Raw genomic sequence first — 17127 nt, forward strand, 5'->3', positions numbered from 1 at the left:
TGCCAGGTTTCATGGCGAGTCACCCGGTCGTTCTGCTTCAAATTTAGGTTTTCAATCCTACCATTCACAAAATCCTCTACTACTCATACACAACGTACAATGAATGAACAACTTATACTAAACGAATCACTTCACGTAGATCCTCCCCAGTTAGCAGCAGACGCCGATGGAGGAGCTATGTTGTTGCGAGGGAAAGCATTGAGGACGAGCGGCTTTTCGAGCTCACCCGCTTCGTTTGGCAGAATTTCTCAATGCATGTTCCTTCCGATTGCGAAAGGGTTTTTTTTCGTTTTGACTCTGCTGCTTTGGCTGGTCGTTTCATCAGCTCAGGCGCAGACGACAACGATCAACTTAAGTCTTCATAATAAGATCAGTAGTCAATCACCAAAAATTGGCGATGTCGTTACTTACACACTTGTTGTCGCAAACGCCCCTGGGTCAACGACCGCTACTGCGGTATCCGTTAAAGAGGAGTTACCGGACGGAGGAGTCACCTATGTACCAGGCTCAGCCAGTATCGTCCGCAGTACGGGGACATACGCTGCTGATACAGGTATATGGAGTATCGCATCGATTGCGCCGGGCGACTCTGCCGTATTGACCTTAAGCGCGACGGTAAAACAACCGGGAGTCTGGTTTAACAAAGCGGAAGTGGTATCGGCTGGCCAGACCGATCTAAATTCAGTTCCGAATAATCAAAGTCTGACCGAAGACGATTACGATACCGTCTGTTTTTCGATTCCCATCCTCTGGTATCCTGGTGACGAGTATACCGTAACAATCCCGTCCGGCTACGATAACATTACATGGTACCGTAACGATGTGCCGATCAGCACATCGGCCGTATCAACTTCACTTGCCGAAGTCAACAGTGATTTCTCGCTGACCATAAAAAGCGTTGGAACCTATCGGTTTATGACGTTTCGTACGGGTTGCCCGGCAACAAACTGCTGCGCTATTCAGGTCATTCCTGGGCTTTATGGTAGCCTGGGCAATTTCGTATTCAATGACCTGAATAAAGATGGTGCCCAGACGCCAGGGGAGCCCGGTATCGATAAGGTAACCGTGTACTTATACGATCAGTCCGGGAAAACAAAGCTCGACTCGACGGTTACCGCTGGTGGCGGTAACTACTTGTTCGACAGTCTGACCGATGGTCGTTATGTCGTTCGATTCCTGACGCCGGCAGCTTACCAATTGACCACCGCTAATGCCGCCGGTGTCGCCGACGATTTGAACAGTGACGCTGGCGTGGGTGGATTTACGGGTGTGTACACGATCGATACAAGTCAGCCAACCTCCAGCACAGCCCGAAATAATCTGACGGTGGATGCGGGTTTCTATGGGCAAAGCACTGGCTTAGGCGGCTTTGTCTTCATGGATCAGAATAAGAATGGCATTCAGGATGCCGGTGAGTCGGGTTTGGGAGGTGTCAAAGTAACATTACATGTCAATGGTGTCGTTTCAGTAAATACCACTACCAACGACAGCGGTTTATACTCGTTTACGGGACTGGCTTTTGGCAGCAGCAAAAGCTACTCGGTTGCCTTCACGGCTCCGGCAGGATATACCGCAACGCTGGCCCACATTGGTGGAGATGATACCAAAGACTCGGACGTTGACCCAACCACGGGCAAAACACAATCGGTGACGCTGGCCAGTGGTGAGTTCAATGCCAGTCTGGACGCTGGTTTCTATCCATCATGTCCAACGGACTTCACCTTAGTCGTATCGGGCGATGCAACGATTTGTAGTGGAGAGAAGGCTGTACTAACCGCATCAACGATGGTTTCCTACGTGCGGTGGTATCTGACACCGAATGGGGGAACCGCATTTGACACGCTAAGTATATCCAGACAAACGTCAACAGTATACCCAACCCAGTCAACGACTTATTATGCGGAAGCTGTCACGCAGGATGGCGGTTGCGTCAGTGCCCGCAAGCCCGTTGTTATAACGGTTACCACACTGCCAACGCCAGCCATTCTGGGCAACATACAAAATGCCTGTCCGGCAACGACGGTCGATCTAACCAAGATTGATATCGGCAACCGGGCCACAGGGAATACCTATGAGTGGTACACCAGCCAAAACCGGTCGGCATCGACCATGGTAACGAATCTGACGGCTGTTGGCGCTGGCCAGTATTACCTCTTTGCGAAATCAGGCGACTGCTACAGCGCCCCGGCCGTATTGACGGTTGGCATCGTTGATTGCAACTGTCAACAGGTAGCGGGTGTCGATGTTGGTCCCGGCGTGACCGTGTGCGCTGCGGATATTATTCCGCTCAAAGCGACTCTCTCCGGCTCGGCAACAACGGTGGTTTGGGCAACGAATGGTACGGGTACGTTCAGCGACCCAACCAGTCTGACAACAACTTACGCACCGTCGGCCGCCGACATCACAACGGGCAATGTGCTCTTAACGGCAACAACCAACGATCCGGATGGACCAGGAGGTACTTGTCAATCGGCAACCAGTTCATTGATTGCCAAAATCAATACGCGTCCGGCAGCGCCGGTAAACGTTGCCAGCGATGACGCATTTGTTTGTCTGGGAAGCAGCACCAAACTGATTGGCTTTGCCCCCGGTAGCCAGATCAACTGGTACGACCAGGATGGTAAGCTGATTGGTACAACCCCGGATGAAGGCAAACTGATTGTCACACCGGTTAAAGCAGGTGCGGTTGTGTATTATGCCGAATCGTTCACAGAGGCCGGTTGTGTAAGCGCACGCACATCGCTGACGATCACGGTTGGCACTTGTCTGACCGATCTGGCCGTCGTAAAAACGGTGGTAACGCCAGGGCCTTATAGTGTGGGTCAGAAAATCACCTATGCAATCACGGCAACGAACAAGGGTCCGATGACCGCCACGAGTGTCGATGTAAGTGATATTTTACCTGCCTCATTAGCGTACGTGAGTTCAACACCAGCCGATGAATACAGCTCGGCAACGGGTATCTGGACAATTGGCACCTTAGCCGCTGGCTCCGATCGTACGCTGCTCGTTGACGCCACCGTTATTACGCCTGGTTCAACAAAGAGTACGGCAGTCATTCGTAGCCCGCAAAACGATCCCGCCCATTCGGAAAATGATACGTCGTCCGTTACCATTGATATCAACGCCTGTGCCGTTCAGCCACCAACGATTCTCTGTGCTATCACCGAGATTTGCCGAGGTGGAACGACAACGCTAAGTGCCAATGGATGTGTTGATGGTACTGTAAAATGGTCGAATGGAAAAACAGGATTGACTATCTTCTCAACACCCAGAACAACGACCACATACACGGCAAGTTGCGTGGTGGGTAGCTGCGTAAGCACTGCGTCGAATGCCATTGAGGTAGTTGTCCTTGATCCGAAAATACCAACGATTACAGCCAGTGCAGACAATGTCTGTCCCGGTGCGTTTGTAACACTGACGGCCTCAGGTTGCCCTGGTGGTATCATCGAATGGTCCGATAAAGCCCAGACCGGTGCGTCGATTGTCGTGACGCCGTATACCAAAACGACCTATACGGCTCAGTGCCTTCTGGGTAGCTGTTTGAGTAGCCCGGCTACAAAAACGATCGGTATTGTAACGGATGGTCCGGCGCCAACGATTGCCTACAGCACAACCGTTGTTTGCCCAGGCGAGAGCGTGATATTAACGGTTGAAAACTGCCTCGGTACACCCGTCTGGAACAGCAGCACGGCAACGACAAGCAGTATTGTTGTAACGCCAACCCCTGGTAACAACAGCTACTCAGTATATTGTAAGAATGGGGCCTGTGCGAGCAAGTCGTCACCCGTATACACGATCGGTATTGTCGCGCCGGTCGTTCCAACGATAACAGCCAGTGCAGACACGGTTTGTGCAAAGGGCGCAGTTACCTTAACGGCGGCTGATTGTAACGGTACGGTTGTGTGGAACGTAAGTGGTCAGACTGGTCCGAGCATAACGGTCTATCCGACGGCCAGCATCAGCTACTTCGCCCAGTGCAAATACCGAAGCTGCCTGAGTGCCCAGTCAAATACCGTAACCATTACCGTGGCCACACCAGCAACGCCAATTATTTCGGTCAGCAGCACAACGCTTTGTAGCGGCAATAAATTAACGCTCACCGCGAAAGGTTGTGCCGGTACGGTGCAATGGCATGGCGTTAATAAAACCGGCGCGAGCATCGAGATCTACCCAACGGGCACGCTCGAATACTATGCAACGTGCAAACAGGGAACCTGTGAAAGCGAGGCCTCTAACAAGGTTCGTGTATCGGTCAGCTCGTCTACGGCTCCAGCCCCGGTCGTCACGGCCTCCACATTGGCCGCCTGTAGCGGTGGGTTGGTATCGCTGACGGCAACGGGTTGTGATGGGGTAGTGAAATGGTCTGACGGTCAGACAGGGTCAGTCGTGTCGGTGACGGCAACGACTGCCAATCACGAGTTTTACGCCCTTTGCCAGGTTGGTACGCAGTGCGGTACCGGTAAGTCGAACATTATCAATGTAGACGTAACGCCTACACCAACGCCGTCCATCGTTCGCTGCCTGTGCAGTACGGACACGATCTGTCCGGGCGAGCAGGTGAAACTGTCGGTAACGAATTGCCAGGGCACACCCACCTGGAGTAATGGCGAAACGACAACGAGCATTGTTGTATCGCCAACCGTTACGACGGGCTACTCGGTATATTGTCAGGACGGGGTCTGTAAGAGTACCAGTACGCAGCCGTACCTTATTACCGTAATTCCAACAGCTGCCCCAATCATCACCGCTTCGGCTACGGTGGTTGAGCCAGGTGGCACGATTACCTTATCGGCAGCAGGTTGCGCTGGTACGGTTATCTGGTCGGCCATTGACATCAACGGAAACAATAAAGGAACCTCTATCGTCGTGCGGCCAGCAGGTACGCAGGCCTACTACGCGCAGTGTCAGTTCCGCGACTGCCTGAGCGATCCATCTGCAACGATCGTTGTCAATCCGGGCAATTGCACCGCTAAAGCCGGAACGCTGGTAGCGGTAAATGGAACCATATGCGGAGGCTCCAGCACAACGGTAACGATCGGGGCTTCATTGAATGGTGGGTTAGTACAGCCAACTGGCTACGCTATCCTGTATGTGCTGACGAAAGGAACGGAGAAAGTCGTTCAGCAAACCAGCCCGATACCTCAGTTCGTTGTGTCGTCAGATGCAGCCGCCTACACCATCCATACGCTGGTCTATACTGCCGACGCGACGGACAAAAACTACCTCGATCTGTCGGCCCTGAAACCGGGGATTACCACCGCTACGGATGTGCTGCAACTGATTGGTACCAAATGTGCGAGTCTGGATGTAGCCGGTGCTGCCGTGAAGGTGAGCGTGGTCGATCCGCCAATTTTATCCGGTGGGTCATCTCTTACGGTCTGCAACGGCAGTCCGGTATCATTAACCGCAACCGGCTGTGTCGGGGGCACAATAAACTGGTCTGACGGTACGGTGGGGGCAACCTACTCGAAACCGATAAACAGTGACCGAACGCTGACCGCGACCTGCACAATTGACGGTTGTGCAAGCAAACCATCAGCAGGCCTGAAAATTACGCTGGCAGCACCCGCTATCCCAACTGTTGCAAGCAATGCACTAACGGTTTGCGTAAGCGAAGTTCTATCGTTGACGGCAACCGGTTGTGAAGGTGGTGCATATCTCTGGTCTGACAACAAGACCGTTGGCAATACACTAACGATCACGCCAACGGCCGATGTGCGCTACCGCGTGCGCTGCAAAATTGGCGAATGCCTGGGCGATTGGTCAGCGTACACGACCATTAAGGTTGGCGTTCCGGCCGCCCCGACACTATCGCTCATTGGGTCAACGACCGGTACGATAGCCTGCTCCGGCGCACCCATCACGTTGACTGCTGCAGGTTGCTCGCCAGGCAGTTCTGTGATCTGGTCGAACAAGCAGGTTGGTCCGTCGATCACGGTATCACTGACCAGCTCAACGACCATCACAGCCCAGTGTTATACCACGGGCTCATGCAAGAGTGCTCCGTCGAACCCAATTGTCCTGACCGTGATACCAAAGGTGCCGCAACCCGTTGTGGTGGATAAAACGAATACATGCCCATCGGTAACGGTCGATCTGGCTTCTGCTGTCACCAGCAAAACCGCAACGACCGGAGGTGTATTCGAGTATTATACGGATGCTACGCTAAGCAGTGCGCTGAAAGTGGCTAATCCTGCCGCGGTTGGTACCGGAACGTACTACGTTGTTGAGAAAACGGTCAATGGCTGTATGAGTTTACCCGCTGCCATTCAGGTGCTGATCAACGCCTGCGTTGACCCAACGCCTTGCGATGCGAAGAATCCAGCAACGGCAAACGCGGGGGCAGATGCCAGCATTTGCGTAGCCAAAACCTACCCGTTGAAGGGTAGTATGGGCGGAGCGGGTAAAACCGCTCACTGGACCACCAGTGGTAGCGGGTCTTTCGATAATTCGTACGCGCTGAATGCCGTCTATACGGCTAGTTCGGAAGACATCCTATCCGGCAAAGTAACCCTGACGTTGTCGGTAAGCACCAACAATGCCGCCTGTCCGGTTGCCAAGGATGATATGATCCTGACCATCGATGGCATCAAATCTATACCGGTAGTCGCGGTAGTGGGTGGGACTAAACTTTGCTTCGGCGACTCCGTAACGCTGAAAGCGCCAGACGGTGCTGCGAGTTACAAATGGAGCAACAACGCCACGACCCCATCCATTGTCGTGAAAACGAGCGGTGTCTACACGGTTCAATTGTTCGATACGAAAGGCTGTAGCTCGGCAAAATCGGATGCCGTAACCGTGACGGTTGCGGAGCCGGTAAAGGCGCCCGTTGTGTCGAACCTGCGCAATGAGTGCCCGGCCAAAATTGTTGATTTAACGAAAGCGGTGCTGTCGCCAAGAGCAGGCAGTTCCTATAGCTACCGGACCTGCGAATGCACGACATCGAACATCGTTAGCCGTCCGGATTCGGTTTCTGAAGGAAACTACTGGATTGTTGAGCGGAATGCTTCGGGGTGCTTCAGTGCACCGGCTAAAGTGGTCGTTAAAGTCTTCAACTGCGCGGCCGATACACTGGCCGCCGACGTGCGCATTGCTAAACTGGCCAGCACCGCCTTCGTGAAAAATGGGGCTCCTGTAACGTACACCATTACGGTGAGCAACGCAGGCCCATACACGGCTCACAACATTGATATTCGCGATATTCTGCCGAAAGGTCTGGATTTGCTGCCAGCGTCAACCGCCAGCTACAAGGTGTCGAACGGCGTTATCACCAAACGGATCGATAGCCTGAAAGCAGGGCAGTCTGAACAGATCGTCTTTGCGGCCCGTGTGACGATCAACGGTGAGGACGTGGTGAATAAAGCCGAAATTACCTATGTCGATAATAAAGACACCAACCTGACCAACAATACATCGAGCGTAACGGTGAAGGATACATCATCGACGCGCCGGACCAGTAGAATTGGGTTGGCAAAAGCGGTGCTGGGTAACCCCGTAGCCATAGGTGACTCACTCATCAGGGTTTCGTATAGCTTCCTGGTGACAAACTTCGGCAACGACACCCTGCGTACGGTTAAGGTGACGGACGATCTGGCGTATGCGTTCTCGCCCAACAAAATACAATCGACGAAGATAATCCTGGCAAACGGCTCTACACTGAAAGCGAACCCTGCCTTTACCGGTCATGTACCAAACTTCCAGTTGCTTGATACGTTGAGTACCATTTTACCTGGTGCTTCGCAGACGTTCAGGCTGGATGTTACGGTTAAACGCACGGCTGGGGATACAACCATGACCTTCAGGAACATCGCGAATGTATCGGCTATGAACAGCCTGACGCTGGTAACGGATATGTCGGTGAATGGGGGGGATACGGACCCAGATAATGACGGCGATCCGACCAACAACATGGGCTTCTCAACCTTCACCCTGATTCCCCCACAAGCTCAGTCTCCAAGCCTTGGTCTGGCGCTGGCGGTTGTCAAGGTGGAGCCCCTGCCAGACGGTTCGTACAATGTTACTTACAAAGCAACGCTCAAAAACGCTGGTAATGTCGATCTGGAAGGAATTGTACTGACCGATAGTCTGGTTCGTGTGTTTGCGTCTCCCGCATCCTACAGCGTCGTTGGCAGCCCGGCTGTTGGAACCGGCAGCACATTGGTCGTCAATCCTAACTTCAATGGAAACGCGGAGCCGACTATCCTGACGAGTGCCAGCAAGCTGGCTGTCGGTGTTCAGGATACGGTGCTGATTACGGTAAACGTTAAGCCTAACGGTAACAACGGTCCGTTCTACTCCTCGGCAACGGTAGTTGGTCATACGGTCGATTCGAGTCAGGTGGTCAAAGACATTTCGAACAACGGAATTGACCCGGCTCCGGCTGGTTCTGTATCGACAACGGTTCGGTTCGACCTGCCCAAGGGATTGCTGGGTGTGGCTAAATCCGTTGGGACGCCCACATTGGTTCAGGAAGGTATCTACGATGTTCCATACACCATCCTGCTGAGCAACATGGGAACCGTACCCCTGAAGAATGTACAGGTAGTGGACAACCTTGCGCAGACGTTTGGGCATGGTGCGCTGATCGTAAGCAACCGTGTCAAAGTGACCAGCACGGGCAATATCGCGGTCGATTCGCTCTACACAGGTCAGGGAACGGTTACCAAAATGCTGATCGACTCGATGAGTACGCTGGCCGTTGGTGCCAGGAGCCTGCTAAGCTTCACGGTTCGGGTAGATGTGAAAAATGCTGATTCGCTGACATTCTTCAACGTCGCTGATGCAACGGCATTGACCCCAACGAACGAAGTAGTAAACGACAGGTCAACGGCTGGTGTCAACAATGATCCGGATAATGATTTGGATCCACGGAACAACAATAATCCAACGCCGATTGTGCTGAACGGTCTCTCCACCTCATCGTACATCGGGCTGGCGATGAGCGTACGGGATACGGTCCGGCAAACAGACGGTAGCTTCAATGTTACCTACCAGATTGTGGTGAAAAACTACGGTTCAGAGAATCTGAAAAATGTGAGCATCACCGATACCCTGTCGAAGGTCTTCAATAGCCAGACTGGCTCGACCTTCAGGGTGGTCAAAACTCCTTTCACAACCTCTACCGGCAGCGCTCTGAAACTGAACCCAAATTACAATGGAGATTCGGACCCCGTTCTGGTACTTGGCGACAGCACCAGTACCTTAGCTGCGGGCAAGGTGGATACGCTTCATATGGTTGTCAATGTGGCAAGCAGTGGTAGCACGACCACCTTCCTGAACTCGGCTTATGCGGAGGGGTTGGCGAAATCAGGGAAGGTAAGCGACATATCGACGAGCGGACTGAATCCTGATCTGAATGGCAATAACAATCCAACCGATTCGAACGAGCGCGAGGCTACCGCTCTGAACTTGCCACAGACGTTCCTGTCGATTTTCATTCCGGAAGGCTTCTCGCCAAACGGCGACGGTATCAATGACCTGTTCGTCATTCGGGGTACGGCCGGGTTAACCGTGAGCCTGGAAGTGTACAACCGTTGGGGACATATGGTTTATAAAAACGAGGAGTATCGCAACGATTGGGATGGCAAACCAAACCAAGGAATTTCCATCAGTTCGGATGCGAACGGTGTGCCGGATGGAACGTACTACTACGTGATCAATACCAGCGACGGGCGCAAGTTTATACGATACATGACGATTAACCGCTAATACCGATGTCAAACAAGTTGTCAATAAAACAGTCGGCAGTCGCGCTGCTACTGATCCTCGGGATCGGTAGCAGTCAGGTCCGGGCTCAGCAGGACAAGATGTTCTCGCAGTACATGTTCAACATGATGGCCCTCAACCCGGCTTATGCCGGCAGTCGCGATGTGCTGAGCATGTCAGCCCTTTATCGGAACCAGTGGGCCGGGCTGCCCGGGGCTCCGCAAACGGCAACGTTTACGGCAGATATGCCCCTCAATAATGAGCGTGTTGGTATCGGTCTACAGTTGTACGGCGATAAAGCGGGTGTTATCCAGGAAACGGGTGCGTTCGCTTCCTACGCCTTCCGCATCAAAGTAGGCGAAAAAAGTACTCTGGCGTTAGGTCTTCAGGCCGGTGCATCGAGCTATCAGGCAAATCTAACGGAGGTCAAAACGTCGCCTGATGGCCAGATCGATCCAGCCTTCGCCAGTAACATCTCGAAGATCCTACCCAATTTTGGCACCGGTATTTACCTGAGCAACGACCGAACGTACCTGAGTATTTCGGTACCACGCCTGATCAAGAATAAGTTGAGCGAGTACAACGTTGGCGATCTGCGGTCTGTGCAAGCCCGGCAGGCGTATGTAGCGGCAGGTTTCGTAGTCGGCATCAGCCCGGTGGTCAAGATGAAGCCGTCGTTTCTGGTTAAGTATGCCGACGGTGCTCCGCTGGGCTTTGATGCGAACATTAACTTCTGGTTTGCTGACCGCATTGCCCTGGGCGCGTCGATTCGCCGGAATCAGTTTTCATCCTGGACCAAATACACGACTGACGCGGTTGTTGGCCTTCTGGAAGTTCAACTGACCGATCAGTTCCGGTTTGGTTATTCGTATGATCGTACCATGAGCAACCTGCAAAGTGTCGCACCGAGCTCGCACGAAATTATGATCCGTTACGAGTTTGGCTTTGGTAAGAATCGTATCCTGACGCCGAGGTATTTCTAATTTCGGCTCAGTATTTGCTTATCTAGAAGGTATATACTCCTATATGGTTAGTGTATACCTTTTTTGGTTTTGCTGCTTCCCAATCTTCATTGAATATGCTACGTATTTTTTCTTTTCTGGTGCTTTTCGGGTTGACAATCAGTTCATTGCTAGCGCAGTCGCTCACAAAAAAAGCGGATCGCCAGTTCGATCAACTGGCCTACGCACAAGCGATTGACTTATACGAACAGGCGCTCGCCAAGCCCAATAGCCTGACCGATGATGAACGCCGGAATGCCAGAGCGAAGCTAGGGTACAGCTACCAGCAAACGCGTGATACGCAGAATGCAGAGCGCGTATATCGGGACTTGATCGGGAGCGGGACGTTGTCTGCCGACTATACGAAATGTTATCTGTTTTATGCCCAGGCCCTGGCCAGTAATGGTAAATACCGCGAAGCGCAGGAAGCTTATGATAAGTATGGCAGCGTGCAATCGAGCGATAAGCGTAGTCCATCATTCTCAAAACTTTATAGTGACGTAAGTGCGCTCACCCGGAACGCCGGGAGTTATAAAGTTGAATTTTTAACCATGAATACCCGGAAGGCGGAATTTAGCCCGGTGCTGTATAAAGATGGTCTGGTGTTTGTTTCGGCGGGTAGCGTAGGCAATGGAATCAAGCGTGTATTCAAGTGGAACAACACGCCCTTTCTGGACTTGTATTACCTGCCGGACCTGAAGACAATACGGACGTCGAAGGCGTCTAGCCTGGGCGGTAGCGCGTCGTCGGCCAAGCGGACGCAAACGGGGTCGACGCGGTCGATCCGGCCTTTGGGGAGTGATGATTTTACGGCAGCCACTGCCAATGATTCCCGTACGGTTGGTTTCTACGGTGGTGCCAGCCTCGGTATGGGATATGAAGACCAGCCGACTAGCGAATCCGATCAGTTTAGCCGGACACTGAACACCAAGTACCACGAAGGCCCTGCTACATTCAGTAAAGATGGAACCCGAGTTATTTTCACCCGAAATAACTTCAACAACGGCCACTATCGGCAGAGTTCGGACGGTATAAACAAGCTAAAACTGTATACGGCTACCCAAACAAATGGCATTTGGAGCAAGGCCGAAGAATTACCATTCAATAGCGATGAGTACTCGACGGGGCACCCGACCCTGGCGAAAAGCCGTACGGGTGAGCCCGATCAGCTCCTGTATTTCGCGTCTGACCGGCCCGGTGGCTTCGGTGGTACAGATCTTTACGTATCGACCTGGACGAACGGAAAATGGGGCGAACCCGTGAACCTCGGGAAAGAAGTCAACTCCAAAGGCAATGAGCTTTTCCCATTTGCCGACGAAAAAGGAAATATCTATTTCTCGTCGGATGGACGCGCGGGTTTAGGGGGGCTGGACATGTTTTATGCTCAACTATCGGCCGATGGTCAGTCGGGGCAGGTCGTTCGTAATTTGGGCGAACCCCTTAATTCTGCGCAGGATGATTTCGGAATAGTCACCGATGGTGACCGGAATGCCGGGTATTTTAGCAGCAACCGAAAACATGGCGGTGCCGATGATGATGTGTACCGGTTTACGCGCGAAGGGTCGCTATACCCATGTCGCGAACTGACCGTGAGTGTTGTGGATGCCACTTCCAGAGAACCACTGGCCAATACCGAAATCGCGATGGATAATCCGCTCAACGACAAACAGAAAAATCTGAAGACCGACGCGAATGGATTGGTCAAGATTTGCCTGAACGTTGACAGTGACGTTAGTTTTATCGCTACCCGCGAGGGATACAGTGCCAATAAGGTCGGTTTTTCCACCAAAGACCTGTCGGATGACCAGCCATCGCGCCTGGAAATTATGATGGATAAACCGAACGCTTCGGAGAGGTCAACGGCCACCACGCTACGGGGCCGCGTAACGACTCAAACCGACAAATCACCCATTGCGGGTGTAAAAGTGATCCTGATAAATGGCTGCGATGGCACCACGCAGGAGGCCATCACGGGGCCTGATGGGCGGTACGAATTTGCGGTGCAGCCTGGCTGTGACTATTCGCTCGAAGCCATGAAGGATAACATGGGAACTGTTGGCGGACGGGTTGACAAAGATAGAACGGGTGTTACCGATATAACTATGTTCCGGAAAGGGGACGTCATTAAGATTGACAATATTTATTATGATCTTAATAAGTCGACTATCCGGCCTGATGCCGCTGTTGAGTTGGATAAAGTTGTGACACTGTTAGCGAAATATCCGGGCATGCGAATTGAAATGCGGTCGCATACCGATAGCCGGGCCACGGCTGCGTACAACAAAACCTTGTCGAGCAATAGGGCCAGGGCAGCAGTTGCTTATCTGAAATCGAAAGGAATTTCGCCGAAACGCTTAGTTGCAAAGGGCTACGGTGAAACGGAATTGCTGAACGAATGCAAAGACGGCGTGAGCTGTTCGGAAGAAGAACATCAGCAAAACCGGCGGACGGAAATAAAAATAATCAATCTATAAGCTCAGTGGCACAGGACCTCTAACGCTTGTGTTAGCTATTAAAAATCAGACGGTTACGTATACGAGGTTGTTGATCATACCGCCTGAATGTTAAACGCCAAACAGTCTGTACAGAAATAGGCTGTTTGGCGTTTTAGGTTTTTAGTAGTAACTCCCCCAAATTGGTCGCTTATTCGACGTTCGTATGCGTTTCACCCACTACCCTTTGTTTTTTTGCCTGTTGGTAAGCAGCCTGGTTGTGTTGCTTAACCAACACGTTCAGGCTCAGAAAGAAGTGCTGTATTCACAATACCTGTTAAATCCGCTGAGTATCAATCCGGCTTACGCTGGTAGCCGTGAGTCTTTTCACTTGTCGGCTTTTCTTCGGCGCAAGTGGATCAGCGTTCGGTATGCGCCGGTAACCCAAAGCGTTTCGGCCGATGGGGCCATTGCCAATGGTCGGATCGGGTTGGGATTTCAGGCGTTGAACGACCGGATGGGCTTGTTTGCCACAACGGGGGTGTATGGGAGCGTAGCGTACCGCTTCAATATGCCGGCGCTGGCCAAACTGTCCATTGGCGTTCAGGGGGGCGTCAATGTTGTGCCCATCTACGATGTCACAACGGCCGCGAGCATCAACCGGGCCGTTGCCAGTGTTGGGGTAGGCGTCTACTATCAGTCAGACCGCTTTTTTGCGGGCATCTCCGCACCCGAATTAGGGGGCCAGATAACGGATATAACCGGGCGATATACCTATAAAAGTGTTCGGCCCATTATGTTCCAGGCAGGGGCACCCATTGAGGTAGGAGAGACCACCGTGCTGATTCCATCCATACTCGTCTCGAAAATTGCCGACCGGCCGCTTGGCGTAGATGTGAACCTGCGGGTCTGGTTCGACGAGGAAGTAGGCTTAGGGCTATCGTATCGGCAGAACAGCCCCGGACTCATTCAGACCAACTACCTGCAGGCATTTGTCGAATACCAGCTAACGAAAGCTATCCGGCTGGCCTACACGTTTAATTCACAGACGCCCGAAAGCCCGAATGCGATGCAGTACGACCAAAAGAGCGTCCACGAAATTATGCTTCGGTTTTCGCCCAATGGTCTTAAATTCACGTATTGATTGACGGATAGGCCTCGGTCTCCGTCTATAAGAGAAATTTCGATAACTTCGTACTCAAATAAACGTAACTCAGCGCCCGATTGAAATCCAACAACGAGGTTTCCAGGGCCGATATGTTGCGCTACTTATCGGCCAACAGTCGTATGCCCAGCCAAACTACAATTCAAAATTTGTACATTCCCAGCGATCTCGACCGTGAGTTTCCTCTGGCGCCCCATTACGTTCAAACATTCGGTAGCTATCCGAATTACCTTCACTTCAACGACGATTTTAAGCCCTCGGCTCAGCAATTGCTGGATAGCCGCGGTTTTACGCTGGTAAACAGTTCAACACGGGTGAACGACGAAGGCTGGCACGTGATCGAGCGGATATACCAGCATGAGGATGGAATGATTCTAAAAGTCGAGTATGTTGGCGACCGTTTCTTTCGGCTTTACGGCTATTACCGCGATGAAGCATCGGCCAAAGTGCTGATGGATGGGATTCAGGAACACAAATACGTTCATGAAGATAATCAGACTCATATTTATTTGATTCAAAGCGGCTTAGGTGGATTACATACGGAGCAGGTTGAGATTCTGCCTCCCGAAATAGATCTTGAGCTTCATTATAATGACGATTTTCCGGCCGTTCATGAGCGGCTGGTTACCCTACTGGCTGAACCCAAAAGTAAAGGCCTGATTTTGCTCCATGGCGAACCCGGCACCGGTAAGACGACCTATATCAAACACCTCAGTTCGTTGGTTAAAAAGGATATGCTCATCCTTCCTCCTTACATGACGAACTACCTGACCTCGCCCGAGATCATTCCCTTTTTGCTGGAAAATAAAGAGTCGGTGCTCATCATTGAAGATGCCGAGCGAATCCTCCAATCGCGTGAAGCGGGAGGAGATACCAACAGCGTCTCGAATATCCTCAACCTGACCGACGGTCTGCTGGCCGACTGTATGCACATTCAGGTCATTGCAACCTTCAACGCCAGCAAGCATTTACTAGACAAGGCATTACTCCGGAAGGGGCGCCTGATGGTCGATTACGCGTTCGGAAAACTGACGTCGGCCAAAGCCAACAGCCTGCTTGCGCAGCTCGGTATGGAGTACCGAACCGATCAGCCAATGACCCTGGCCGATATATTCAACCTCGATGAGCAAACGGTGTCTGGCGAGCGTCAGGAAGCCCAAAAAGTTGGTTTTTGACTTTAGTACTCCTGAACTGGTCCCTGAATTTATAGCAAGTGGTTAGCGCAACCGATTCGTTTTCCACTTGCTTGGTTTGGGGGCTACAGATGCCGAACCGATTGCTTGTTGTCCGGCACTTTTTGGTTTGTTGTTCATTAACCAGGCTGCCAGTACAACCGCCAACTGCGCTTCGGTGGTATTGGGCGGGGGGATGAGGTCATCGGGTGTAAAGTACTTGCTCACAAAGCCCGTATCGAAGTGACCCGACCGGAAAGCCTCATGCTCCATCACGAGCCGACAAAAGGGCAACGTCGTCTGTACCCCCGAAATCTGGTATTCGTCAATCGCCCGAATCATTTTCTGGATGGCTTCTTCCCGCGTATCGCCGTAGGTAATAAGTTTAGCGATCATGGGGTCGTAATAAATCGGAATGGCCATGCCCTGCTCGAAACCGTCGTCTACGCGTACGCCATTTCCCTGCGGCCTGACATATGTATCGAGGGTGCCAACATCGGGCAGAAAATTGTTCGCCGGGTCTTCGGCATAAACCCGAACTTCCATGGCGTGGCCCTTTATTGTTAAATCTTCCTGCTTTATTGCCAGGGGTTTGCCTTCGGCAATATAAATCATTTGCCGTACCAGGTCCACGCCCGTAATCTGCTCCGTAACGGGGTGCTCCACCTGCAGGCGCGTGTTCATTTCGAGAAAATAGAAGTCGAGAGTATCATTGACGATGAATTCCACCGTACCGGCACCGTAGTACCCACAGGCGCGCGCTACATCGACGGCTGCCCGGCCCATCGCTTCCCGGATTTCGGGCGTCAGAATAGACGAGGGAGCCTCTTCAACAACTTTCTGGTGTCGACGCTGTATGGAACACTCGCGTTCAAATAAATGGATGATATTGCCCTGCTGATCACCAAGTACCTGAATCTCGACGTGCCGTGGCGATGTGACGTATTTTTCAATAAACACCGACCCATCGCCAAAGGCCGATATCGCTTCACTCACGGCGCGATCCATCTGCTCATCGAAATCCGATTCGTTTTCAACCACCCGCATGCCTTTTCCGCCACCGCCCGCACTTGCTTTTATTAAAATCGGGTAGCCGATCGTAGCCGATATCGCTTTTGCTTCGGCTCGTCCTATGGCAGACCCGTCGATGGCCGCTGGCGTACCCGGCACCATTGGAATGTTGTAGTTGGCTACGGCTGCTTTGGCGGCTAGTTTGCTGCCCATAACCTCAATACTCTCGGGCGATGGACCTACAAAAATTAATCCCGCTTCGCGTACGGCACGGGAGAAGTTAGCATTCTCGGATAAAAAGCCATAACCAGGGTGAATGGCATCGACATTTAGTCGTTTGCAGACATCAATAATTACGTCGGCGCGCAGGTAGGATTCGGAGGAAGGGGCGGGGCCAACGCAAACCGACTCATCCGCATAGCGAACGTGGAGAGCCGTTCGGTCGGCTTCGGAGTAGATGGCTACCGTTTGAATGCCCATCTCCCGGGCTGTTCGCATGATCCGCAAAGCGATCTCGCCCCGGTTTGCGATGAGAAGTTTTTTAATCGTTGGCATAGGGTTATTGAACAGACGGAGCCACCTGAGCGGTGCCTGTCGTGGCACTGGTTTGAGCCGTCAAGCGACTAAAAATTAGC

6 protein-coding genes are annotated in these 17127 nt (G+C 52.2%); 5 read left to right on the forward strand and 1 reads right to left on the reverse strand.

Annotated features, from left to right (window positions below):
* Positions 1 to 99: 99 nt before the first annotated feature.
* The 5 genes from ACYU8Y_RS24195 to ACYU8Y_RS24215 all read left to right on the forward strand — a co-directional run bounded on the left by ACYU8Y_RS24195 (position 100) and on the right by ACYU8Y_RS24215 (position 15484).
* Positions 100 to 9714 (forward strand): SdrD B-like domain-containing protein, encoded by a 9615-nt coding sequence (locus ACYU8Y_RS24195; RefSeq protein ID WP_460940724.1) that lies wholly within the window; start codon positions 100 to 102, stop codon positions 9712 to 9714.
* Between the two features lie 5 nt (positions 9715 to 9719).
* Complete coding sequence (locus ACYU8Y_RS24200) at positions 9720 to 10694, forward strand: PorP/SprF family type IX secretion system membrane protein (RefSeq protein ID WP_460940725.1); 975 nt, start codon at positions 9720 to 9722, stop codon at positions 10692 to 10694.
* 95 nt (positions 10695 to 10789) lie between these two features.
* On the forward strand, positions 10790 to 13186 hold the full coding sequence (locus ACYU8Y_RS24205; protein ID WP_460940726.1) for a carboxypeptidase regulatory-like domain-containing protein: 2397 nt from the start codon (positions 10790 to 10792) through the stop codon (positions 13184 to 13186).
* A gap of 184 nt (positions 13187 to 13370) precedes the next feature.
* A complete protein-coding gene (locus ACYU8Y_RS24210) occupies positions 13371 to 14288 on the forward strand; it encodes a PorP/SprF family type IX secretion system membrane protein (RefSeq protein WP_460940728.1) in 918 nt (305 codons plus the stop codon).
* 143 nt (positions 14289 to 14431) lie between these two features.
* The gene (locus ACYU8Y_RS24215; RefSeq protein WP_460940729.1) at positions 14432 to 15484 is read left to right on the forward strand and encodes an AAA family ATPase; all 1053 of its coding nucleotides are present in this window, start codon (positions 14432 to 14434) and stop codon (positions 15482 to 15484) included.
* A 42-nt stretch (positions 15485 to 15526) separates the two neighbouring features.
* On the opposite strand, the gene ACYU8Y_RS24220 is transcribed toward ACYU8Y_RS24215, so the two are convergent.
* Entirely contained in the window at positions 15527 to 17047 is a 1521-nt protein-coding gene (locus ACYU8Y_RS24220) for an acetyl-CoA carboxylase biotin carboxylase subunit (protein WP_460940730.1), read from the reverse strand.
* Positions 17048 to 17127 lie beyond the last annotated feature (80 nt).

The organism is Spirosoma humi (assembly GCF_054776575.1).

Coding starts and splice junctions, on each gene's coding strand:
- ACYU8Y_RS24195 (WP_460940724.1), top strand. CDS start 100: ATGAATGAACAACTTATACTAAACGAATCACTTCACGTAGATCCTCCC.
- ACYU8Y_RS24200 (WP_460940725.1), top strand. CDS start 9,720: ATGTCAAACAAGTTGTCAATAAAACAGTCGGCAGTCGCGCTGCTACTG.
- ACYU8Y_RS24205 (WP_460940726.1), top strand. CDS start 10,790: ATGCTACGTATTTTTTCTTTTCTGGTGCTTTTCGGGTTGACAATCAGT.
- ACYU8Y_RS24210 (WP_460940728.1), top strand. CDS start 13,371: ATGCGTTTCACCCACTACCCTTTGTTTTTTTGCCTGTTGGTAAGCAGC.
- ACYU8Y_RS24215 (WP_460940729.1), top strand. CDS start 14,432: ATGCCCAGCCAAACTACAATTCAAAATTTGTACATTCCCAGCGATCTC.
- ACYU8Y_RS24220 (WP_460940730.1), bottom strand. CDS start 17,047: ATGCCAACGATTAAAAAACTTCTCATCGCAAACCGGGGCGAGATCGCT.